The following is a 22,508-nucleotide window of genomic DNA, read 5'->3' as shown; positions in this document are numbered from 1 at the left end:
AATCACCTATCTTTTATTATTTGGCATCAAACCATGTTGGCCCGAAAGCATAATCCACTTTAAGGGGCACGTTCAATTCAATGGCATTTTCCATTTCCTCCGGAACGATCACCTTAAGGATTTCGAGTTCCTCGGGAGGCGTTTCAAAAATCAATTCATCATGCACCTGAAGAAGCATTCTCGTTTTAAGCCCTTCACTTTTCAGGCGCTTATTCATATTTATCATCGCAAGCTTGATGATATCCGCGGCACTGCCTTGAATCGGTGTGTTCATCGCTGTCCGTTCGGCAAAGCTCCTAATGTTGAAATTCCTGCTTGTAATCTCAGGTATATAGCGCCTTCTTTGCAGCAAAGTCGTGCTATACCCTTTTTGACGTGCCTCATGTATACTTTCTTCCATATATTCCTGAACACCAGGAAAGCTCCTTAAATACTTCTCGATGAACTCTCCAGCTTCTTTTCTCGTGATGCCAAGACTTTGCGATAGCCCGTAGTCACTTATACCATAAACGATTCCGAAGTTGACGGCTTTTGCTTGGCGTCTCATGTTCGACGTGACTTCCTCCGCCTTTACATGGAACACATCCATCGCTGTCCTTGTATGGATGTCCATCCCGGCTTGGAATGCTTCCACCAATCCGCTGTCATTGGCGATATGCGCCAGCACGCGTAACTCGATTTGCGAATAATCCGCAGCAAAAATGATCCAATCCTTTTCGGAAGGAATGAAGGCCTGCCTGATTTTCCTGCCTTCTTCCAGTCTGATAGGGATGTTCTGCAGGTTGGGATCTGTAGAACTTAATCGGCCGGTTTGGGTCAATGCTTGGTTGAACCGGGTGTGCACCTTGTCCGTTTTAGCATTGACCACTTTGAGCAAACCTTCAATATATGTGGATTGCAACTTACCAAGCTGGCGATACAGTAATATTTCCTTAACGATATCATGCTGGCGCTCCAGTTTTTCCAGCACATCGGCTGAAGTGGAATAACCTGTTTTGGTTTTCTTCATGACCGGAAGCTCTAACTTTTCAAAAAGGATGGCCCCAAGCTGTTTAGGTGAATTGATATTGAAAGCCTCTCCAGCCAAATCAAAAATTCGTGCTTCAATGGTTCTTAAGCGAATGGCTAATTCCTGCCCCATGTTTTTCAGCCGGCCTATATCCACCTTGATGCCCTGCCATTCCATATTAGCCAGGATGATCGACAAAGGCAGCTCCAGTTCCGTTAACAGATGATATTGCTCGAACTCTTGCAGTTTATTGATCATCGGTTCTTTAAGAGAAAGGATTGCCTTCGATTTTCTGGCGATATGCTCGCTCAATTCAGCTTGCCCAGGAATCTTGCGTTTTGCACCTTTTCCATAAAAAACATCATCTGTCTCAAGACGGATTGTACCTTGTGTTTTCGTGATTTCGGCCACTTCATCCACTGACTCTGCCGGATCTAGGATATAGGATGCCAAAAACACATCAAAATCGATGCCTTTTATTTCGACGCCTCTATGACGGAGTGCAACAACCGTACGCTTCGCATCGAAAACCGTTTTCTTTTTTGTTTCATCCTCTGCCCAAGTTTTAAATGCCGCGGAACTCAGAGCATCATCTCCATGGAAGTAAAAATGACCTTGTTCATTACTGATGGCTATCCCTATAATATCTGCACGATGATAATTATCTTCTAAAGTTTCAACATATAAAGCACTTTCATCTGCAAACATTCCTTCTGTCATTTCACCCGTGTGAACCTCTATCTTTTCCTGTTCAAGCGGTACACTTTCCGTTACATCCAATTTATCGAGCAAAGTCGAAAAGCCTAGCTCTTTATAGAATGAGATGACTCGTTCCTGATCCATGCCGCTGTACTCGGTCTCGTTTACAGAAACTTCAAGCGGCGCTTCCCTCGTTATTGTTGCCAGCTCTTTACTTAATAGAGCCAGGTCTTTATGTTCCTCTATTTTCTCTTTCAATTTTTGTCCGCTTACCTCATCAATCGACTGCAGGAGGTTTTCCACCGTTTCAAATTGATGCAATAACTTAAGGGCGGTTTTTTCACCAACACCCGGTATGCCGGGAATATTGTCGGAGGCATCTCCCATCAGCCCTTTTAAATCAATGATCTGAAAGGGGGATAGACCGTATTTTTCATGTATATGCTTTGGAGTGTATTCCTCAATTTCAGTAATCCCCTTTTTCGTAATGGAAACCGTCGTACTAGGGGAGGATAATTGTGTTAAATCCTTATCACCGGAAATGACCTTCACCTCAAAACCATCTTTTTCAGCTTGTAAAGACAGCGTCCCGATAATATCATCGGCTTCATAGTTCTCCAGTTCATACCTTTTTATTTGAAAACAATCAAGCAGCTCACGAATGAAAGGAAATTGCTCAGATAATTCAGGCGGCGTTTTTTGGCGACCTCCTTTATATTCTTTAAATGACGCGTGTCTGAATGTCGTTTTACCCGCATCGAATGCAACAAGTATGTGCGTTGGTTTTTCTTCTTCAAGAATGCGGTTGAGCATCATGGTGAATCCGTAAACGGAATTCGTATGTACCCCTTTATCATTATTCAAGAGCGGAAGTGCAAAAAACGCACGGTATGCAATGCTATTTCCATCTATGAGTACTAACTTTTTATCCAATTCCGTCTTCCTCCAGTCATACAGGTTTATGCAGTTTTAGCTTCTATTTAAAAACGCAAAAAGCCGTTCATTTTCTTTCTCTATTCTACCATGAGTAGAAGCGGAAAGAAAAATGACGGCAACGGCGATTATTTAGTATTTCCCATTAACAAGCTGGCATATGGGGAATCCGACGGCAGAACGATGACCGTTTGATCTCCAATCGTTTTTTTGTAGGAGTCAAGAGTCCGGTATAGTTTATAGAATTCGGGATCTTTGGAAAACGACTTATTATAGATTATCGCCGCTTCCCCTTCTCCTTCAGCCCTGATAACTTCTGCATCAGCTTCTGCAGTCGAGAGCAATTCTTTCACTTTACGATCAGTATCCGCAATGATACGATTTTTCTTCGCATCACCTTTGGATAGGTACTCTTGCGCTTTCGATTCCCGCTCTGAAATCATCCTCTTGAAGACGGATGCTTCATTTTCGGCTGGCAGGTCAGTCCGCTTTATCCGGACATCCGTCAGGCTGATGCCATAACTGTCCTTTTGAAGCAGTTCGTTGACTTTTTCTGTTATGCGGTCGTTTAAACTTCCCCTGGATGACTTCTCATCATTGATGATTTCATCATAATTCAGCTGGCCAAGCTCTGAACGAACTGCCGAATAGATGAACTCTTCCATTTTCGTTTCGGCATTCTGTAGCGTCCTTGCATTTGTAATCAATTTCTTCGGATCTTCTATTCTCCATACTGCATAGTTGTCGATCAGCATCCGCTTTTTATCTTTCGTATTGATTTCCGCCTCGGATACATCAGAACTCATCTGATACTTCGGCAAGGTCATGACGCTCTGGATGAATGGCACTTTTACCTTCAAACCCGGGGTTTTATCAATTCTTACCACTTCACCGAATTGACGGACGACTTTATATTCGCCCTCTTTGACGATATATACATTGGTGAAGATGATTAGTAGCAACGCGAATAAAATAATGAGGAAAATGCCAATTTTCACGTAGCCTCTCCAATGAAAATCACCTTTTTTCAACTCAGAGAAATCTATTATTTTTCCACTCATTGTTTAGCGCCCCCTTCCCCCGCCGCTTTTTCTTCCATTGCATTCCCTTTTTCCGTTTCTCCTTCTGGAGCAGTGGATTCATCAGGTGCAGGCGTTTTTTTCGTTTCCTCTTTTTCAAGCGGGCGAAGCGGCAAGTACTTCATTGTGTTTCCATCATCATTCATGATATAAAGCTCCGCATTCGGCAATACTTCTTCAAGGGTCTCAATAACAAGACGGTCCTTCGTAATCCCCTTATTGCCCTTATACTCACTTAGTAATTTTTCAAAGACCGCTACATCCCCACGGGCAGCTTCCGTACGGGCAGCTTTATCCCCATTGGCCTGTGATATGATGGCGTCTTTTTCCCCTTCCGCTTCATTCATCCGTTTATTTTCATATTTATCCGCTTCGTTTATTTTCGTATTGGCCGTTTCCCTGGCATCCGTTACATTGGTAAATGCCTTCCGGACTTCTTCATTCGGTAACTCCACATCCTGGAGTTTAACCGCAGATATCGAAATTCCGACATCATATTTCTCCATTAGCTGTGACAGCAATCCCCATACATCCGCTTCAATTTGCGCTTTACCGGATGTAAGTGCATCATCTATTTTCGTGCTGCCGATAATGCTCCGTAAGGCAGCTGAAGTCGTATCATATAATATTTTCTCTGGATCATCTGCATTGTATAGATATTTTGGAGGGTCTGTGATTTTCCACTGAACCACTAGGTCGGCTAGCACAATATTTTCATCACCCGTAATCATCTTGGTCTCACTCGGGTAATCCTTCACCTCTCCATCCTCTTCCTTATATCCAAACTTAAGGCTGAATGTTTCTTTCGATAATTTTTCAACCGATTGAATCGGCCAAGGCAGCTTAAAGTGAAGTCCTGGTTCTGTTATCGTCTGCTCCACCTTACCAAACGTCATTATGACAGCTTGATCGGATTCATCAACCGTGTACCAGGTCGATATCGCAACTACACCCAAAATTAAAATTAGAAAGACAAGTCCTATGATCGTATATATCCTTTTTAAGCTAACGATATGTATCACCCCTTCTTTGCCGTTATATCTTATTTACGCAAGAAAGGGCCTAAAGTTTCATGAAAATCAAATATTTTCCTAAGAAAATAGGATAGAGGAATGGTTCCCGGGGAATAAGACAAAATTAAAAGACAGAGACTATGGGTCTCTGTCAATGTTTAACTCCTTGGATGAGGGGTTGTACAAACATTGTACCCCTGCATTATGAAGTCCGTTTTAAGAAATTGTAAAGGACATGTAAATTCACGAAACCCGCTACATCTTTCCTTTTAAGCTTTTATTTAAAGTGACTGTAAAAGTCGTCCCGGTTCCAGGTGTGCTTTCCACGTTGATTTTACCTTTATGGACTTCTATTATATGCTTGACGATTGCCAGTCCAATGCCAGTTCCTCCTGAATCGCGGCTCCTTGCCTTATCGATCCGGTAAAACCGTTCAAAGATCCTCGGCAGTTCTTTTTCTTCGATGCCGATCCCGCTATCTTGAACTGCAATATCAACCGTCTGTTCATTCTCCATGATATTCACGGTGACCCTCCCGCCATTTGGGGTATAGGTCAATGCGTTCGTTATCAAATTAATGAAAACCTGTTTGATCCTATCAGATTCCCCTTCAATGAAAACAGGTTCCTGTGATGCTTTAATTTCAAGCGATACTTCTTTTTCCTTCAGCTTCCCAATAAGCATCTCTTGTATTTCACCAAGGACTTTCGTAATATCCACGACACCTGCTTTCAAAACGAATTCCTGCTGCTCCATTTTTGATAAATTCAGAAGCTCCTGAATGAGCTCTTGCAGCCGATCACTTTCTTTCAAGATAATCGTTAAAAAGTGCTTTGAGGTCTTTTCGTCTTTTAAAGCCCCATCTAACAATGTTTCTGAAAACCCTTTAATAGAAGTGATCGGGGTTCTCAATTCATGGGACACATTAGCCACGAAATCCTTCCGCATTTGCTCGAGCCTTTTCAATTCGGTGATATCATGGAAAATGAGGAGGATCCCCTTCCATTCATCATGATTCCCGATAATGGGAGCCCCGTAAATCTCAAAATGCTTACGTTCTATTGCAAGTGGTATCCTCACCTGGCGTTTTATCGTTTTTTCCGTCCGAAAGATCTCTTCGATTATGGCAATCACTTCCTGATCTTTAATGACCGAGTAATATTCCTGAAACAAAAAAGTAGCGGAGTTTACATGGAAGCTTTTCTTGAATTCCCGGTTGATTAAGGTGGTATACCCTTTACTGTCTATGAGCAAGACACCACTACCGATATTTTCAACAAGTGCTTCCAAACGATCCTGATTCATTTCCCTCGCTATTTCAGTTTCCTGAAGATTCCTCGCCAATATGTTCAAGGAAGTTGTCAGCATTCCGGTTTCATCAGTTTGCCTCCCGAATGTCCGAGTTCCATAATTGCCTTTTGCCAGTTCGATGGCTGCCATAGTGGCCTCCTCGATCGGACGGATATAATATGAAGTGATTTTACTCGCGAGCATGAGAATGATGATCAAGGCAACCCCTAAACAAATGATCAATATTTGCCACATTTGTTTATTCACTTGATCGATGGCCTCTATTTCATTGCTATGGACGACAAAACCTTCAATCTCGCCATCCTTTTCGACCGTCTTCCAATAAAAATGGAGGTCCGACTCCCCTTCAACCACCTCAAACCCTTCCCCATACTTAAGCCCTTTTTCCAAAGTTATTTTGCGAAGGACCTTGGCATGGCTTTTAAGTATTTCATTTGATGATGTCGAATCGTATAATATTTCCCCACTCGCAGAGAGAATCGTTAAGTTCGAATCTAAAAGGGGTGTCAGTTTTGCCGTCTCCCCTTCTTCCAAAAAGGAAGCGATCCCCCCATGCTCTTGAATATATGTAGAAATGAAGAATGTTTCGTTCTGTATGCGCTCATTGAACGTTGTAATATAATAACTTTTGAACAAATGCCCCAATAAAAAGCCCACGGCCATCAGGACGACCATCACCAGCGTGATAAGGGTATATAAGAGCTTTTTACGATAGGTCGTCATTCTTTTTTAGGCTCCTCAAGCTTATACCCCAAGCCCCTTATCGTTTTGATATATAGAGGTTTTTTTGTATCCTTCTCTATTTTTTCACGAAGATGGCTAATATGCACATCGACGATTCGGGAATCTCCCGCGAAATCATAATTCCATACCGCACTGAGCAGTTGGTCCCTAGTCAATACTCGCCCTTTATTCTTCGCCAAGTATAAAAGTAATTCAAATTCTTTTGGAGTTAATTCTAATTGCTGTTCATCAAAGAATGCTTCGTATCGATCCGGGAATACTTTCAATTCCCCTAATTTCAAGAGACCATCTTCCTGATCATTACCTGACTCACTGCCGTTCGATTGAAACTGAGATCTCCTTAATATGGCTTTAATCCGTGCTACTACCTCCCGCGGACTAAATGGTTTGGTTAAATAATCATCCGCTCCAAGTTCAAGTCCCAGAACTTTGTCAAATTCATCGTCCTTAGCAGTCAGCATCAAGATCGGTATATTGATTTTTTGCTGGCGAAGCTGTTTACATACTTCAAGCCCATCCATTTTAGGCAGCATCAAATCCAATACCACTAAATCGGGGCGTATGTCCACAGCAGCCTGCAGTCCTTGTTCTCCATCCAAAGCCGTGATCACCGAATAGCCTGCTTGTTCTAAATTGTACTGAAGTAAGGTAACTATTGATTGTTCATCATCCACTACGAGAATTTTCTTTGACATTAGATCCCCCTGAATTATGTATTACCCCATAGACCAAATTCTCAGTCTACTCATCCAATTCCATTATAAAGAATATTATATGAAATTTACACATAAAAAAAACGTATTGAAAGTTATTCCTACCTTAAGCAGGGGCTTATCGTCCCCGGATTTGTTCCAAAGCGGATAAAAAGACTGCCCGGAGATGGAAGATGGCCTCGGCCTTCCCTTCCAATATTCCGGGCAGTCTGATCAAGAGATTGTTTTCACCATCTCTTATTGAAGAACTTGCATTACCGCTTTAACTGATTCAACTGATTTTGAAAGTGCCGCTTTTTCGCCTTCAGTCAATTCAAGCTCGATGATTTGTTCAATGCCGTTTGCACCTAGTACAGTTGGCACACCAAGGTAGATTCCTTCGAATCCGTATTCGCCTTCAAGATAAGCGATGGATGGAAGAACGCGACGTTGGTCTTTAAGGATTGCTTCAGCCATTTCCACAAGGGATGCAGCCGGTGCATAATATGCGCTTCCGTTCCCAAGAAGGTTTACGATTTCTCCGCCGCCTGTACGAGTACGAGCCACGATTGCTTCTAAACGATCTTGGGGGATCAATGTCTCCAAAGGAATTCCGCCAGCATAAGAGTAACGGACCAGAGGGACCATATCGTCACCGTGTCCGCCAAGCACGAAACCAGTTACATCTTTAACGGATAAGTTTAATTCTTGGGCTACGAAAGTGCGGAAACGAGCTGTATCAAGAACACCCGATTGTCCGATAACGCGTTCTTTAGGGAAACCTGATTCTTTGTAAACAGTGTAAGTCATTGCATCTACAGGGTTAGTCAAAACGATGATTGTTGTATTAGGGGAATATTTAACCACTTCTTTAGTTACTGATTTCATAACTTTTTGGTTAGTTTGAACTAAGTCGTCACGGCTCATGCCGGGCTTACGGGCAATTCCAGCAGTGATGATCACTACGTCGGAATCAGCTGTTTCTGAATAGTTGGATGTACCGATGATGTTAGCGTCGAAACCAAGAACAGGTCCTGCTTCCGCCATATCAAGAGCTTTACCTTTTGTAGGGTTTTCAGCTTGCGGAATATCAACTAAAACGATATCACCAAGTTCTTTTTGAGCTGCTAGGAATGCTGCTGTAGCACCAGTGAAACCGGCACCTACCACTGTGATTTTTTTACGCTTAGACATGTTAATTCCTCCTTAAAATATGTGAATATTTTGGAATGCTTTTAACATTTTCATGCACATATATATATAAAGCTCCCTGGAAAAGAAGCCCATTAAGGTACTTTTCCAGAAAGCATTTATAAATTATTTAAGGTTTTTGATAAGCTCGTCAGCGAACTCAGAACATTTAACTTCTGTTGCGCCTTCCATTAGGCGGGCAAAATCGTATGTAACGACTTTAGAAGCGATTGTTTGTTCCACTGATTTTGTGATGCTGTCTGCAGCTTCGTTCCATCCAAGGTGTTCAAGTAAAAGAACGCCTGAAAGAAGTACTGAAGATGGGTTAACTTTATCAAGACCAGCATATTTAGGAGCCGTTCCGTGAGTTGCTTCGAAAATGGCATGTCCAGTTTCGTAGTTGATGTTTGCTCCTGGAGCGATACCGATTCCGCCAACTTGTGCAGCTAATGCATCAGAAATGTAATCTCCGTTCAAATTCATTGTTGCAACAACATCAAACTCTTTAGGACGAGTCAGGATTTGTTGTAAGAAGATATCAGCAATGGAATCTTTAACGATGATTTTGCCTTCAGCTTCAGCAGCAGATTGTGCTTTGTTAGCAGCTTCAGTGCCTTCAGCATCTTTAATTTTGTCATATTGGTTCCATGTGAACACTTTATCGGCGAATTCTTGTTCTGCAACTTCATAACCCCAAGTTTTAAATGCGCCTTCCGTGAATTTCATGATGTTACCTTTATGAACAAGCGTTAATGATTTACGGCCTTCTTTGATCGCATAGTTAAGTGCAGAGCGAACAAGACGTTTTGTTCCTTCTTCAGAAATCGGTTTAATTCCGATACCTGAAGTTTCAGGGAAACGAATGTTTGTAACACCGAATTCATTTTGTAGGAATTCGATTAATTTCTTAGCTTCGTCAGAACCTTTTGCATATTCGATACCAGCATAGATGTCTTCAGTGTTTTCACGGAAGATGACCATGTCAGTGTCTTCCGGACGTTTAACTGGTGAAGGCACACCATCAAAGTAACGTACTGGACGAAGACAAACGAATAAGTCCAATACTTGACGCAATGCAACGTTCAATGAGCGGATACCGCCACCGATTGGAGTTGTAAGAGGTCCTTTAATAGCGATTAGATATTCGTTAATGACATCAAGAGTTTCTTGTGGAAGCCATTCGCCTGTTTGGTCAAATGCTTTTTGTCCAGCTAAAACTTCTTTCCATTCGATTTTCTTTTCGCCGTTGTAAGCTTTTTCAACTGCTGCGTCTAAAACGCGAGAAGCTGCTGCCCAGATATCAGGACCGATTCCGTCTCCCTCAATATAAGGAACGATTGGATTGTTTGGTACGTTAAGAGCACCGTTAGTAACTGTGATTTTTTGGCTTTGTGTCATGTCTCTTACCTCCGATTCAAATTCAAAGGTTAGATGGCCGGCCATTAAACGAGGCAGGACCACTAACCCTTTTTACTCACATCTATTAATTTACTACAAAATCGATGAAATAAAAAATAATTTTTGAAAAACTTTTAATTAGCGTTCTTCAATCGGTACATATTTTTGCATACCTGGTCCAACATACTCTGCACGCGGACGGATCAGGCGGTTGTTTGAATATTGCTCAAGGATATGAGCGATCCAGCCTGAAGCACGGCTTACTGCAAAGATTGGTGTAAATAGGTCATGCTCGATACCTAAACTATGGTAAACGGAAGCAGAATAGAAATCCACGTTTGGCGGAAGATTTTTTTGACCAGTTACGATTTCATTAATTTTAATGGACATATCATAATATTGCGGTTGTCCAGTAAGTTCAGTAAGTTTTTGGGACATTTCTTTAAGGTGTTTAGCACGTGGATCACCTTTACGGTAAACACGGTGGCCAAAGCCCATGATTTTTTCTTTATTGGCTAATTTTTCGTTGATATATGGCTCAACGTTATCAACTGAACCAATTTCAGTAAGCATTTTCATGACTTGTTCGTTAGCTCCGCCGTGAAGTGGGCCTTTTAAAGCGCCGATGGCAGAAGTTACGCCAGAATAGATATCGGATAATGTAGCCACACAAACGCGTGCAGTGAATGTGGAAGCGTTCAATTCATGGTCAGCATGAAGGACCAATGCTTTGTTGAATGCCTCTTCTTCGATTGCCGTTGGTTCATTACCACTTAACATATATAAGAAGTTAGCAGCAAAGCTTAAATCTGTACGTGGTGCAACCGCTTCTTTTCCTTGACGGATGCGAGCGAAAGTTGTTACCAATGTAGGGATTTTTGCTTGGATGCGGATTGCTTTACGATAGTTAGCGTCTTCATTCATTACATCCGCTTCTTCATCATAAAGACCAAGAAGAGATACAGCTGTGCGAAGAGCTCCCATTGGATGTACTTTATCAATCGGGTATGTTTTGAAATGATTAACCACTTCTGCTGGAATTGCAGCATTTTCAGCAAGTTGTTTAGTTAATTCCTTTAGTTGGCTTTTGTTTGGAAGAGCTCCGTGCCATAAAAGATAGATTACTTCTTCGAATGTTGCATTTACAGCCAAATCGTCGATGTCATAACCTGAATACGTTAATGTGTCATCGATAATGGAGCTTACTGATGAAGTTGTTGCTACCACACCTTCAAGACCTTTTGTTGCTGTCATACTAAATCTCTCCTTTTCCTATATATTCCCCTATACCCTTGCTCATTGCGTATAAATATAGCGCTTCCAAGGAAATTAGCTATTCTGAATACAACCATCTATTTTTTAGCAGAAGACATACATCTTGTATTGAAGCGTTCACGGAATATGCCCCCAACAATAGTAAAATGTACGATAATCTTTTATACGAAATCCTAAAAATAATGCTTGTAGCTATTCCTAGTGAGCGCTTGCTCAATAACTACATCTTTTTTTAAGGTTCCTCAAAAATATCAATGATATTCTGAATCCCATTTTTAATAAAACAGAGCAGTTACATGATTATTATAAACAATAAACACTTTTTTGGGAATGAAAAGCACTTAAAATGTGAAAAAATTATTATTTCATTAGAAAAATTAGCAACATATTCACCTGCTTTTTTTTATGCAATCCAACACGTTTTTTTTGAAAATTTGTCACAAAGCAGAAGAAATGAAACATTAGATAGAAAATTCCCATTCCCAATGTTGACGAGCTCTTTCATCCTCCGCCACTCGCTTCATTTAAAAAAATTAAAGATCTGCATGCATAAATAAGCAATTCCTGCCCCGATTAACGGACCGACAGCTACACCTTTGAATAATGCGACAGCAAGAATCGTCCCAAAAACAAGAGCCGCAGTAATATGCGGATCATGTGACAGGAGTGTAATCCCATTTTTCGCTATAAGTGCAACCGCTATTCCGGATGCAAGCGCAATCCAGGCATAAGGGGATTTAATTGCGTCCCCAAGTTCCTTGAAACCAATCGCCCCATTCGCTATTGGGATGAGTACGGAAATCGTGATGATAGTAACGCCCAAGTTGATTCCTTTCGCTTCTAAATATGGAAACACTTTAGCGTCAAGGCCAATCAGTTTCATGCTCAAAAGAAAACCCGCAGCCATGATCAGTGACATATTTTTCCCAAACCAACCGATTGCTGCAAGTAAAATTAAAAATACGACAGGACCGTTGATCATTCTCCCTTCACCTTCTTTCTTCTTTTTTGTTATTTTAACATAACAAACTCCTCTCTTTCTTTAGAGGAGACCGATTTATGGAGCTATGTATTTTAACGGGAAAAAGTTAAGCAGAATGACGAAAGAATCTTTCCTTTCTTTTCCATCATCGTTACAATTATAATACAAACTTTATGATAGAAGGAGGATATGTCTTGAATCCAGTATATATGTATCGCTTCATTCGTTCCCTACTGGTCGTCGGAGGAATAATTTTAGGTGGAATTGCCTTGTTTTATTTATCTAAGTATACATATCCATTCATTATTGCCATGATAATCGCTTTCTTGATGAACCCCCTGGTCACTTTTTTCGAAAAGAAAGGAAGACTGCCAAGGGGATTGGCTGTATTCATTTCCCTTTTGCTCATTTTCCTTTTATTTGCGGGTCTAATCACCTTACTCGTCACCGAGATCATTTCAGGGACCAATTACCTTGCCGGAGTCATACCACAACACATTGAAACGATCGTGGACTTTATAGAAACATACATCACTTCAACCGTCATCCCTTTATATAATCAAATAGCTGCCATGTTCAATAATTTAGATATCGAACAGCAAGACACAGTCCTCAAGAATATCCAAAATATCGGTGAATCCATCACTACCGGAGTAAGCGGCTTCATTCAAGCGTTCTTGAAGAACATTCCCACAATTATCGGATGGTTTCCAACTACGGCAACAGCACTCCTTTTTACCCTACTGGGCACTTTCTTCATCAGTAAAGATTGGGATACCTTTGGCCTTGTGACAGGAAAAGTGTTGCCTGATAAGATTTTTTCGGGTGCCAAGCGTTTATTCAGGGACTTAAAACGGGCTTTATTTGGTTTTATCCGTGCACAATTCACTCTTGTTTCATTGACGACTGTCACGATTTTAATCGGCTTTCTCATCTTAAGGGTGAATTATTCAATTACCATTGCCCTGATATGCGGACTGGTCGATATCATTCCCTATTTAGGGACAGGGACGATTTTCATTCCTTGGATCATCTTTGAATTCATTGCCGGAAATACAAGTCTTGCAATCGGTTTGTCCGTCCTGTACATAATCGTTGTTGTCCAGCGCCAGTTAATAGAGCCAAAAGTTCTTTCTTCCAGTATTGGTTTGGATCCGCTCGCCACTCTCATCGCCTTGTTCATCGGCTTCAAATTGATCGGTTTCCTTGGGCTGATTGCAGGACCTGTCGTACTTGTCATATTCAATACACTTCAGCGTGCCAATGTCTTTAAGGCCATATGGTCTTTCATCATCGGGCAAGATACAAAGAGAACCACATAAAGTAATCCAGCTTATCTTTATATCTTATAGCATTCTCCCATTCCATATAAAAATCCGCCTCGGGTACGAGGCGGATTTTTGATTTCAAGCCTTTATTTTGACGTCTCGAATTGTTCTGTTTCAGTAGAACCTGCAAGTGCTGTTGTGGATGATGTTCCACCAGAAACGACTTGTGCCACTTCATCAAAATAACCAGTTCCCACTTCACGTTGATGGCGTGTTGCTGTATAGCCGTCGGGTTCACTGGCGAACTCTGCTTGTTGAAGTTCTGAGTATGCAGCCATACCGCGGTCTTTATAACCAAGAGCAAGATTGAACATGCTATGATTCAATGAGTGGAAGCCAGCAAGGGTAACGAATTGGAACTTATAACCCAATTTACCCAATTCAACTTGGTAGCTGGCAATTTCTTCATCACTTAATTTAGCTTTCCAGTTAAATGATGGGGAGCAATTGTAAGCAAGGAGCTTACCCGGGAACTCTGCATGGATCGCTTCGGCAAAGCGGCGAGCATCCGCTAGATTAGGTTCAGAAGTCTCACACCAGATAAGGTCGGCATACGGTGCATAAGCAAGGCCGCGTGCAATTGCTTGATCAAGACCCGCGTTGGTGCGGTAGAACCCTTCCGGAGTCCTTTCGCCAGTGATGAAAGGTGCATCGACCGGATCGATATCATCGGTGATCAAGTCTGCAGCATCAGCATCCGTACGGGCAATTAAGATAGTCGGTGTCCCCATTACGTCGGCTGCCAATCGGGCGGAAACCAAATTACGTACTGCCGTTTGGGTTGGCAGAAGAACTTTACCGCCTAGGTGACCACATTTTTTCTCTGAAGAAAGCTGGTCTTCAAAGTGAACACCTGCCGCTCCAGCTTCGATCATGCCTTTCATTAATTCGAAGACGTTAAGGGAACCGCCAAAGCCGGCTTCAGCATCCGCTACGATTGGAGCGAACCAATCGATATCCTCTTTTCCTTCAGCAAAGCTGATTTGGTCTGCACGCTGAAGTGTCTGATTAATGCGTTTAACCACTTGCGGCACGGAGTTGGCTGGATATAAACTTTGGTCAGGGTACATTTGCCCTGCGATGTTAGCATCTGCCGCAACTTGCCAGCCGCTTAGGTAGATTGCTTTTAAACCAGCTTTCACCTGTTGCATTGCTTGGTTACCAGTCAATGCTCCTAATGCATTGATGAAATCCTCTGTATTTAATAGATTCCATAGTTTCTCAGAACCACGGCGTGCCAGTGTTTGTTCAATATCGATGGAACCTCTTAATTTAATAACTTCGTCCGCCGTATAAGGACGTTTAATCCCAGTCCACCGTGAGTCATTTTCCCAGTTTTGTTGTAATTGTTGCGCTCTTTCATTCATCATTATCGTTTCCTCCTAATTTATATTTAATATTTTCAATATTAAGATAATTGTTCATATGCCGGATTGGTTAAGAAATCTGCAAAGTCATCCGCTTCAATCAATTCTTCGAATAGTTTAGTAGACTCTTCAAACTTTCCTGACTTGAAAGCTTCTTCCCCTACTTCCGATTTAATGACCTCCACTTCTTCCTCTTTAATCTGATGGAATAATTCTTCGGTTATTTTCCTGCCATCTTCGAGGATGCCTTTTGGATGCCGGATCCATTGCCAGACCTGTGCTCTTGAAATTTCAGCCGTTGCTGCATCTTCCATTAAGTTATTAATGGGCGCCGCCCCCCTGCCGCTTAACCAAGAGGCAATATATTGGATGCCGACGTTAATGTTCGTCCTTAATCCTGCCTCTGTGATCGTTCCTTCGGGCACAGCCAGCAGCTCTTGCGCTGTTACAAGGACATCTTCTCGTTTTCGGAAAATTTGATTAGGCTTTGGAACAAGCAGGTCAAAAACCTCTTTTGCGATGCTTACCATACCTGGATGGGCAACCCATGTTCCATCATGGCCGTCTCTTGCTTCGCGTTCTTTATCTGCCCGGACTTTCGCAAAAGCCTCATCATTCTTAATCGGGTCATTTTTAACTGGAATTTGCGCTGCCATCCCGCCAATTGCCGGAGCATTACGAGTGTGGCATGTTTTGATTGCCAATAAGGAATACGCTCTCATGTTCGGAACGGTCATCGTCACCTGCAGCCGGTCAGGAAAGATAACATCATCCGAGTGACGGAATTTTTTCAGGAAACTGAAGATATAATCCCAGCGGCCGCAGTTCAGGCCTGCAGAATGTTCTTTAAGCTCGTACAGAATTTCATCCATTTCGAATGCGGCAAGTATCGTTTCAATCAAGACCGTTGCCTTAATGGTTCCTTGCGGTATTCTTAAATCGTTCTGTGCATATACGAATATTTCATTCCATAATCTTGCTTCTAGGTGGCTTTCCATTTTTGGTAAGTAGAAGTATGGACCGCTTTGTTTTTCGACCAATGCTTTTGCGTTGTGGTAAAAGTACAGTCCAAAGTCAAAAATGCTGGCTGATATTGGCTGTCCATCCAAAAGGACATGTTTTTCCTCCAAATGCCAGCCGCGTGGCCTTACCTTTAGGACAGCCCTTTTTTCATTCAATTCATACACTTTGCCATTTGGATTTTTAAATGAAATGGTTCCGCGGATTGCATCGCGCAAATTCAATTGACCATCCACGCAATTCTCCCAAGTGGGTGAGTTGGCGTCTTCAAAATCAGCCATGAATACATTGGCACCTGAGTTCATTGCATTAATGATCATCTTACGATCAACCGGTCCAGTTATTTCAACCCTGCGGTCCTGCAAGTCATTCGGGAGTGGCGCAATCGTCCAATCACTTTCACGAATATGCTTCGTTTCTTCAAGGAAATCAGGCAACTTGCCTTGATTCAGCTCTTCCTGTACGCTTTTGCGCCGTTTCAGAAGTTCCTTCCTTCTTTCACTGAAATGCCGCTCAATTCTTTCGATGAATTGAAGAGCCTCCGTTGTAAGTATTTGTTCATATCCTGGCTTAATGTTGCCCGTAATTTGTAAGCCTTTTGCTTCCGTAATCATGTTGCCTCTCCACATCCTTTCCAACTCTTTTATGTTATAATACAGTTGTTTTATTTCCTGTTTGTATTATATAACACACTGTATAAATTTGTCACCAGTTTTTTCTAAAAAGTTTCCAAAAAAAGAATTTCTCATATGAAAAAGCCTGATTTATCCATGTTTTCGCGGGATAATAGTTAAAAAATTCTGTTATTATACACTACTTCACTTTCTTCCGAATTCTTCATTTAATGGTGAAACAGGCAAAACGGATTACATTCAATCTCCCTATGTTTTGTCCAATTTTAGTGAAATGCCATAAAGGCTGCCAATGAAAAAACCCTTGGTTGCCCTTTGAAGACTTCTTTTTTCCAGACCAAAAAGGCTGCCTAAAAGCTTGAGCTTTTAGGCAGCCTTATATTATTTATGCCGAATGATGGTGACTTTCCCTTTATTCATCCTGTTCATGATAAACCGGATAACAATCGGTTTGAGGAGATTCCGGGTTGGCGGAAATACAAGGAGCAATCCCATGATATCCGAAATGAAGCCAGGGGACAGCAACAGTGCAGCTCCAATAAAGATACAGATTCCATCAATGATTTCATTTCCTGGCATCATTCCGTAACGAATCTGTTCCTGTGCCCTTTTCCATGTTTCCATCCCTTGCCGTTTAGCCAAATAGGCTCCGATTAAACCTGTGGCTACAATCAGGAACACAGTTGGCCAAAAACCAATCATATTGCCTGACAGCAATAGGACAATGATTTCAATGACCGGCATCGCAATGATAAACAATAAAAAATATTTCATCTACATTCCTCCTGCACAGCCCATTTCTGGTGCGGTACATCCATCTTACCTCATTGGCACGGAATCAGCCAAAATTTCGTTTTACAAAACGTTGGCATGTCCATCATAAATGACTCCACGACCTGCATCGACCGTTATTCTTTGCCCATCCGTGAAAACTTTGATCGCGTTTTCCGCCCCAACGATGACCGGAATGCCCAATGTGACCCCTACAACAGCTGCATGGCTTGTCAAACCGCCTTCTTCCGTAATCAATGCTGCACACTTTTCAATCGCTGGCATCATATCGCGGTCAGAACCAATTGTAACAAGTACAGAGCCTTCCGTCACTTTTTCCAAAGCTTCCTTGGCATTCTTAGCTACAACCACTTCACCTTTCGCAGATTTCCTGCCGATTCCTTGAGCCTTCAAAAGAACCTCACCTAACACATGAATTTTCATCAAGTTAGTCGTACCTGTTTCACCAACTGGCACACCGGCTGTTATGACGACTAAATCCCCATGGGACACTAAGCCGGAATGCAAGCTTTCATCAATAGCAGTTTGAAGCATCTCATCGGTAGTCGTCGCTTTGGGACCGATCTGCGGGTAGACTCCCCATGCCAGTGCAAGCCGTCTTGAAACATGATCATTGGAGGTAACGGCAATGATCGGTGCTTTAGGGCGGTATTTAGAAATCATCCTTGCCGTATGGCCACTTTCGGTAGGGGTGATGATTGCTCCGGCATTAAGATTAAGCGCCGTGTGGGCAACGGACTGACCAATTGCATCCGTGACATTATGACGGTTCACTTTGCTTCTGACTGATAATATATCCCGATAATCAAGGGCAGTTTCAGCACGTGAAGCAATGTTATGCATCGTTTGAACAGCCTCGACAGGGTAGGTTCCAGCAGCCGTTTCACCAGAAAGCATGATGGCATCCGTTCCATCAAATATGGCATTGGCTACGTCACTTGCTTCTGCACGGGTCGGCCTTGGGTTACGCTGCATCGAATCGAGCATTTGTGTAGCCGTTATGACCGGTTTCCCGGCATTGTTACATTTTTTGATCATTTGTTTTTGGACTAATGGCACTTCTTCTGCAGGAATTTCCACTCCCAGGTCGCCACGGGCTACCATCAAACCATCTGAAACTTCCAAGATTTCATCAAGCCGGTCTACACCCTCTTGATTTTCAATTTTAGGGATGATTTGAATATGCTCCGCTCCATTCTGCTGCAATAATTCACGCACTTCAAGTACATCGGAAGCCCTGCGTACAAATGAGGCAGCAACAAAGTCGATACCTTGTTCGATTCCAAAAAGGATATCCTGTTCATCTTTCTCCGTTATGCCAGGCAGGTTAACCGAAACACCTGGAACATTCACGCCTTTTTTGTTCTTAAGTGTACCGCTATTCAATATTTTGGTACTGATTTCTTTTCTTACCTCATCTATTTTCAACACTTCAAGACCGATCAATCCATCATCCAAAAGGATCTTAGATCCTGGATGGACATCATGCAGAAGCCCTTCATAGGTAATGGAGAATTTTTCAGGTGTTCCCAGGACTTCATTCATGGAAATAATGACATCATTGCCAGCTACCAGCTCTATGGAGTCATTTTCCATATTATTTGTCCGTATTTCAGGTCCTTTTGTATCCAGCAGGATAGCAACCTGTTTACCCGCTTTTTCACCCGCTTCCCTGATATTGCCGATTCTAGCGGCATGTTCTTCATGATTTCCATGTGAAAAGTTAAGCCGAGCTACATTCATCCCCGCTTCTATTAATTGAACCAGCTTTTCTATACTTTCACTTGCGGGGCCAATCGTACAAACAATCTTGGTTTTTCGCATGTGTCATCCTCCTTTAAGGAAAAATCGCCGCCTGCCCACCTTTTAAATGACAGGGGGCGTAGTGTTATAAGTCTCTTCTTTCAAATACCTGCAATTATTATCATTGATCAATACTGATTTAAATGGATAACTCAGAGGATAAATCGTACATTTTCTTGTCAATTGTATGCGGTTTAGCAAGGGCTTCGATGATATCATAATCAACTAGCCGATTTTGTTCTATTCCAACAGCCCTGCCCCCTTTGCCTTCAAGAAGCAATTCAACAGCTTTGGCTCCAAGCCGGCTTGCCAATACACGGTCATTTGCCGAAGGAGATCCTCCGCGCTGGACATGGCCGAGAACCGTTACACGGGTTTCAAATCCTGCTTTCGCCTCAATTTTCCTCGAAATATCAACGGCACTTCCAACACCTTCAGCTACAATGATGATACTATGCTTTTTCCCACGGTCATGTCCGCGGTTCAGCTTCCCAATCAGATCTTCCATATCATATTCGCATTCAGGACAAAGGATCGTTTCCGCTCCGCCAGCCAGGCCGGCCCAAAGCGCGATATCGCCGGCATTTCTTCCCATTACTTCAACCACATAAGTCCTTTCATGAGAAGTTGCCGTATCCCGAATCTTATCGATAGCGTCGATTACTGTATTCAGGGCTGTATCGAAACCAATCGTAAAGTCCGTACCCGGTATGTCATTGTCAATCGTTCCAGGAACTCCGATACAAGGGAAGCCCCTTTCAGTCAAAGCTTTCGCTCCGCGGTAAGAACCATCGCCACCTATTATGACAATGCCCTCGATGCCAAGTTTATTCAGTTGTTCAATCGCTTTAAGCTGGCCTTCCTCTGTCTTAAATTCCGGACAGCGAGCCGTATGTAACATTGTGCCGCCTCGATGAATGATATCCCCGACCGACCCAAGCTCAAGTTTCCTTATATTACCATTTATAAGGCCCTGATATCCATAATAAATCCCGAAGACCTCCATTTCATGAAAAATTGCTTTACGGACAACCGCACGGACTGCCGCATTCATGCCTGGAGAATCTCCTCCACTAGTCAATACACCAATTCTTTTCATAAATGTCACCTCTCTACAGCACTAATCAATTTTAAGCTCATTATATCATTGTACCCTTTTTCAAGCTTCAATAAGCAGTATCTGTTACACTTATGCTCACCTGATGTAATAAGCCTAACCGATTCTCTACAGAAATTGAAGTAAAATGGTGTAAAAATTTACATACTATACACAAACCATATTCTTTACAGGTTTCGGTAATGAATACATATGCACACCATTAAAGGCTGAAAAAACGTGTTGCCCTTGGCAGCACGTTTTTCCTTTTTGCAAAATGTATTATGAATGCTGTTCAACTTCCTTAGGTTTCCCCTCAGATTGTTTTTCAAATTCATATTCACCGATTTTCTTGAATTTCATGTAACGCTGGTTAATAAGGTCATCACTATTCAATGGCAGAAGTTCATTGAATGAACGTTTCAGGATTTCCTTGATGGCTTCTGCCTGTAAATTTGCATCCCGGTGGGCGCCGCCTCTCACTTCAGGAATGATCTCATCGATGACTCCTAAACGGTTTAAGTCGGGAGCAGTGATTTGCATCGATTCCGCAGCCCTCTTAGCCTGAGAAGCATCCTTCCACAGCAATGCCGCAGCCCCTTCAGGAGAAATTACCGAATATGTTGAATTCTCAAGCATAAAAATTCGGTCTCCAACACCAAGTGCCAATGCACCGCCGCTTCCACCTTCACCAATGACAATGCTGATGACCGGCACCTTAAGCCCTGCCATTTCAAAAAGGTTTTTCGCAATGGCTTCACTTTGTCCGCGCTCTTCAGCAGCTTTGCCCGGGAAAGCTCCCTTCGTATCAATGAAACAAATAATCGGACGATTGAATTTTTCCGCCTGTTTCATCAGACGCAAAGCTTTTCGATAGCCTTCCGGATGGGGCATGCCAAAGTTACGGCGGATGTTTTCCTTCGTATCCTTACCTCTTTGATGTCCAATGACAGTCACGGCAAGTCCATCAAACTCTGCGATTCCAGCCACAATCGCTTCATCATCCCCATAATAACGATCTCCATGAAACTCTATGAAGTCATTGAATAATCTTGGAATGTAATCAAGCGTCGTCGGACGGGCTGGATGACGGGCAATCTGAACGCGATCCCACGGTTTTAAATGGTTATAAATATCCACTTCCAGCTTCTCTAGACGCTTTTCCAACGTTTCGATTTCTGCTGTAAGGTCTACGTCAGCATCCTTCGTAATCGCCTTTAGCTCTTTAATCTTATTTCTCAGGTCCGTAACGGGACGCTCGAACTCTAATTCGTAAATCATAACCATTCACCACCCGGGGCATGAATTTTAAGGATCGTCGTCAAAGTTTCTTTCATTTCCGTACGTTTGACAACCGCATCCAATTGGCCGTGCTTCATCAAGAATTCAGATGTTTGGAAGTCTTCTGGAAGCTCTTCATGAATCGTCTGTTCAATGATTCTTCGTCCCGCAAAACCAATAAGTGCTCCAGGTTCGGCTAGATTAATGTCACCAAGTGACGCGAAACTTGCCGAAACCCCACCTGTGGTAGGATGGGTCATCATTGATATGATCAGCCCGCCTTCATTGCTGAACATCTTGAGTGCAGCACTCGTCTTTGCCATCTGCATCAAGCTTAAAACACCCTCCTGCATCCGAGCGCCGCCTGATGCCGTAAAAATGATAAACGGAATCTTCAATTCACCTGCACGTTCAATGGCACGGGTGATTTTTTCACCAACAACGGAGCCCATGCTTCCCATCCGGAAATTGGAATCCATGATGGCTGTTGATACTTGGTACCCATTGATGTTCCCTACTCCTGTAACAACGGCCTCATTAATCTTGGCCTTCTTTTTGTCCTTTTCCAATTTATCCAAGTAATCCGGAAATCCAAGTGGGTTAACTGAAATCATTTCTTTATCAAATTCATTAAAACTGCCGGCGTCGAATAAACATTCGATACGCTCATGGGAAGACATCGAATGATGGAACCCGCAATGCAGACAGACTTTATTGTTTTTCACTAATTCTTTTGTATACATGATTTTTTTACAGCCGGGGCATTTTGTCATAATTCCTTCTGGTATATCTTGTTTCTCCCGATCTAAAGGAACCGTTGCATATTTCTTCTTAGACTTCGCAAATAGCTCTTTAAGCAAGCT

17 protein-coding genes are annotated in these 22,508 nt (G+C 42.4%); 1 reads left to right on the top strand and 16 read right to left on the bottom strand.

Translation table 11 applies throughout. The features are described 5' to 3' along the window. Positions 1-16: 16 nt before the first annotated feature. The 9 genes from polA to SB775_RS07855 all read right to left on the bottom strand — a co-directional run bounded on the left by polA (position 17) and on the right by SB775_RS07855 (position 12,326). Positions 17-2,641, bottom strand: coding sequence for a DNA polymerase I (polA, locus tag SB775_RS07895; protein ID WP_410861166.1), 2,625 nt, complete (start codon positions 2,639-2,641; stop codon positions 17-19). 128 nt (positions 2,642-2,769) lie between these two features. Further along, the gene (gene hflC, locus SB775_RS07890) at positions 2,770-3,702 is read right to left on the bottom strand and encodes a protease modulator HflC (protein ID WP_061464352.1); all 933 of its coding nucleotides are present in this window, start codon (positions 3,700-3,702) and stop codon (positions 2,770-2,772) included. After that, positions 3,699-4,733 (bottom strand): FtsH protease activity modulator HflK, encoded by a 1,035-nt coding sequence (gene hflK / locus SB775_RS07885; protein WP_089361777.1) that lies wholly within the window; start codon positions 4,731-4,733, stop codon positions 3,699-3,701. The genes hflC and hflK overlap by 4 nt, the downstream gene beginning before the upstream one ends. A 255-nt stretch (positions 4,734-4,988) precedes the next feature. Further along, the gene (gene pnpS, locus SB775_RS07880) at positions 4,989-6,767 is read right to left on the bottom strand and encodes a two-component system histidine kinase PnpS (RefSeq protein ID WP_410861165.1); all 1,779 of its coding nucleotides are present in this window, start codon (positions 6,765-6,767) and stop codon (positions 4,989-4,991) included. Then, entirely contained in the window at positions 6,764-7,483 is a 720-nt protein-coding gene (locus SB775_RS07875; protein WP_061464354.1) for a response regulator transcription factor, read from the bottom strand. Before SB775_RS07875 ends, pnpS begins: the two co-directional genes overlap by 4 nt. Positions 7,484-7,738: 255 nt before the next feature. After that, a complete protein-coding gene (gene mdh, locus SB775_RS07870; protein WP_061464355.1) occupies positions 7,739-8,674 on the bottom strand; it encodes a malate dehydrogenase in 936 nt (311 codons plus the stop codon). Between the two features lie 123 nt (positions 8,675-8,797). After that, on the bottom strand, positions 8,798-10,114 hold the full coding sequence (gene icd / locus SB775_RS07865; RefSeq protein WP_286140741.1) for an NADP-dependent isocitrate dehydrogenase: 1,317 nt from the start codon (positions 10,112-10,114) through the stop codon (positions 8,798-8,800). Between the two features lie 93 nt (positions 10,115-10,207). Further along, positions 10,208-11,323 carry a citrate synthase gene (gene citZ, locus SB775_RS07860; RefSeq protein ID WP_061464357.1) on the bottom strand — a complete coding sequence of 372 codons (1,116 nt, stop codon included), beginning with the start codon at positions 11,321-11,323 and terminating at the stop codon, positions 10,208-10,210. 541 nt (positions 11,324-11,864) lie between these two features. Continuing rightward, a complete protein-coding gene (locus tag SB775_RS07855; protein WP_089361733.1) occupies positions 11,865-12,326 on the bottom strand; it encodes a DUF441 domain-containing protein in 462 nt (153 codons plus the stop codon). Between the two features lie 194 nt (positions 12,327-12,520). Between SB775_RS07855 and ytvI the strand changes: the two genes are divergently transcribed. After that, positions 12,521-13,648, top strand: coding sequence for a sporulation integral membrane protein YtvI (gene ytvI, locus SB775_RS07850; RefSeq protein ID WP_089361734.1), 1,128 nt, complete (start codon positions 12,521-12,523; stop codon positions 13,646-13,648). A 92-nt stretch (positions 13,649-13,740) separates the two neighbouring features. Here the strand turns inward: ytvI and aceA are convergent, their stop codons facing one another. From aceA to accD, 7 genes are all read right to left on the bottom strand, one after another. After that, entirely contained in the window at positions 13,741-15,024 is a 1,284-nt protein-coding gene (gene aceA, locus SB775_RS07845) for an isocitrate lyase (RefSeq protein ID WP_061464360.1), read from the bottom strand. Positions 15,025-15,062: 38 nt separating this feature from the next. Beyond that, positions 15,063-16,655 (bottom strand): malate synthase A, encoded by a 1,593-nt coding sequence (aceB, locus tag SB775_RS07840; protein ID WP_289337220.1) that lies wholly within the window; start codon positions 16,653-16,655, stop codon positions 15,063-15,065. A 399-nt stretch (positions 16,656-17,054) separates the two neighbouring features. Next, the gene (locus SB775_RS07835; RefSeq protein ID WP_089361736.1) at positions 17,055-17,447 is read right to left on the bottom strand and encodes an FxsA family protein; all 393 of its coding nucleotides are present in this window, start codon (positions 17,445-17,447) and stop codon (positions 17,055-17,057) included. A gap of 81 nt (positions 17,448-17,528) precedes the next feature. Further along, a complete protein-coding gene (gene pyk / locus SB775_RS07830) occupies positions 17,529-19,289 on the bottom strand; it encodes a pyruvate kinase (RefSeq protein ID WP_410861163.1) in 1,761 nt (586 codons plus the stop codon). 118 nt (positions 19,290-19,407) lie between these two features. Next, complete coding sequence (pfkA, locus tag SB775_RS07825) at positions 19,408-20,367, bottom strand: 6-phosphofructokinase (protein WP_061464364.1); 960 nt, start codon at positions 20,365-20,367, stop codon at positions 19,408-19,410. Between the two features lie 279 nt (positions 20,368-20,646). Further along, positions 20,647-21,645, bottom strand: coding sequence for an acetyl-CoA carboxylase carboxyl transferase subunit alpha (accA, locus tag SB775_RS07820; RefSeq protein ID WP_410861162.1), 999 nt, complete (start codon positions 21,643-21,645; stop codon positions 20,647-20,649). Further along, positions 21,642-22,505: an acetyl-CoA carboxylase, carboxyltransferase subunit beta gene (gene accD / locus SB775_RS07815; RefSeq protein ID WP_410861160.1), complete on the bottom strand. Its 864-nt coding sequence runs from the start codon at positions 22,503-22,505 to the stop codon at positions 21,642-21,644. Before accD ends, accA begins: the two co-directional genes overlap by 4 nt. Between the last annotated feature and the right edge of the window lie 3 nt (positions 22,506-22,508).

This window comes from Peribacillus sp. SIMBA_075, assembly GCF_046534585.1.
This window is presented reverse-complemented; position numbering and strand designations above follow the sequence as displayed.

Excerpts from the sequence above, each read along its gene's own strand:
- hflC (WP_061464352.1), bottom strand. The coding sequence starts at position 3,702 with ATGAGTGGAAAAATAATAGATTTCTCTGAGTTGAAAAAAGGTGATTTT.
- pnpS (WP_410861165.1), bottom strand. The coding sequence starts at position 6,767 with ATGACGACCTATCGTAAAAAGCTCTTATATACCCTTATCACGCTGGTG.
- SB775_RS07875 (WP_061464354.1), bottom strand. The coding sequence starts at position 7,483 with ATGTCAAAGAAAATTCTCGTAGTGGATGATGAACAATCAATAGTTACC.
- mdh (WP_061464355.1), bottom strand. The coding sequence starts at position 8,674 with ATGTCTAAGCGTAAAAAAATCACAGTGGTAGGTGCCGGTTTCACTGGT.
- icd (WP_286140741.1), bottom strand. The coding sequence starts at position 10,114 with ATGGCCGGCCATCTAACCTTTGAATTTGAATCGGAGGTAAGAGACATG.
- citZ (WP_061464357.1), bottom strand. The coding sequence starts at position 11,323 with ATGACAGCAACAAAAGGTCTTGAAGGTGTGGTAGCAACAACTTCATCA.
- SB775_RS07855 (WP_089361733.1), bottom strand. The coding sequence starts at position 12,326 with ATGATCAACGGTCCTGTCGTATTTTTAATTTTACTTGCAGCAATCGGT.
- aceA (WP_061464360.1), bottom strand. The coding sequence starts at position 15,024 with ATGATGAATGAAAGAGCGCAACAATTACAACAAAACTGGGAAAATGAC.
- aceB (WP_289337220.1), bottom strand. The coding sequence starts at position 16,655 with ATGATTACGGAAGCAAAAGGCTTACAAATTACGGGCAACATTAAGCCA.
- SB775_RS07835 (WP_089361736.1), bottom strand. The coding sequence starts at position 17,447 with ATGAAATATTTTTTATTGTTTATCATTGCGATGCCGGTCATTGAAATC.
- pyk (WP_410861163.1), bottom strand. The coding sequence starts at position 19,289 with ATGCGAAAAACCAAGATTGTTTGTACGATTGGCCCCGCAAGTGAAAGT.
- pfkA (WP_061464364.1), bottom strand. The coding sequence starts at position 20,367 with ATGAAAAGAATTGGTGTATTGACTAGTGGAGGAGATTCTCCAGGCATG.
- accA (WP_410861162.1), bottom strand. The coding sequence starts at position 21,645 with ATGATTTACGAATTAGAGTTCGAGCGTCCCGTTACGGACCTGAGAAAT.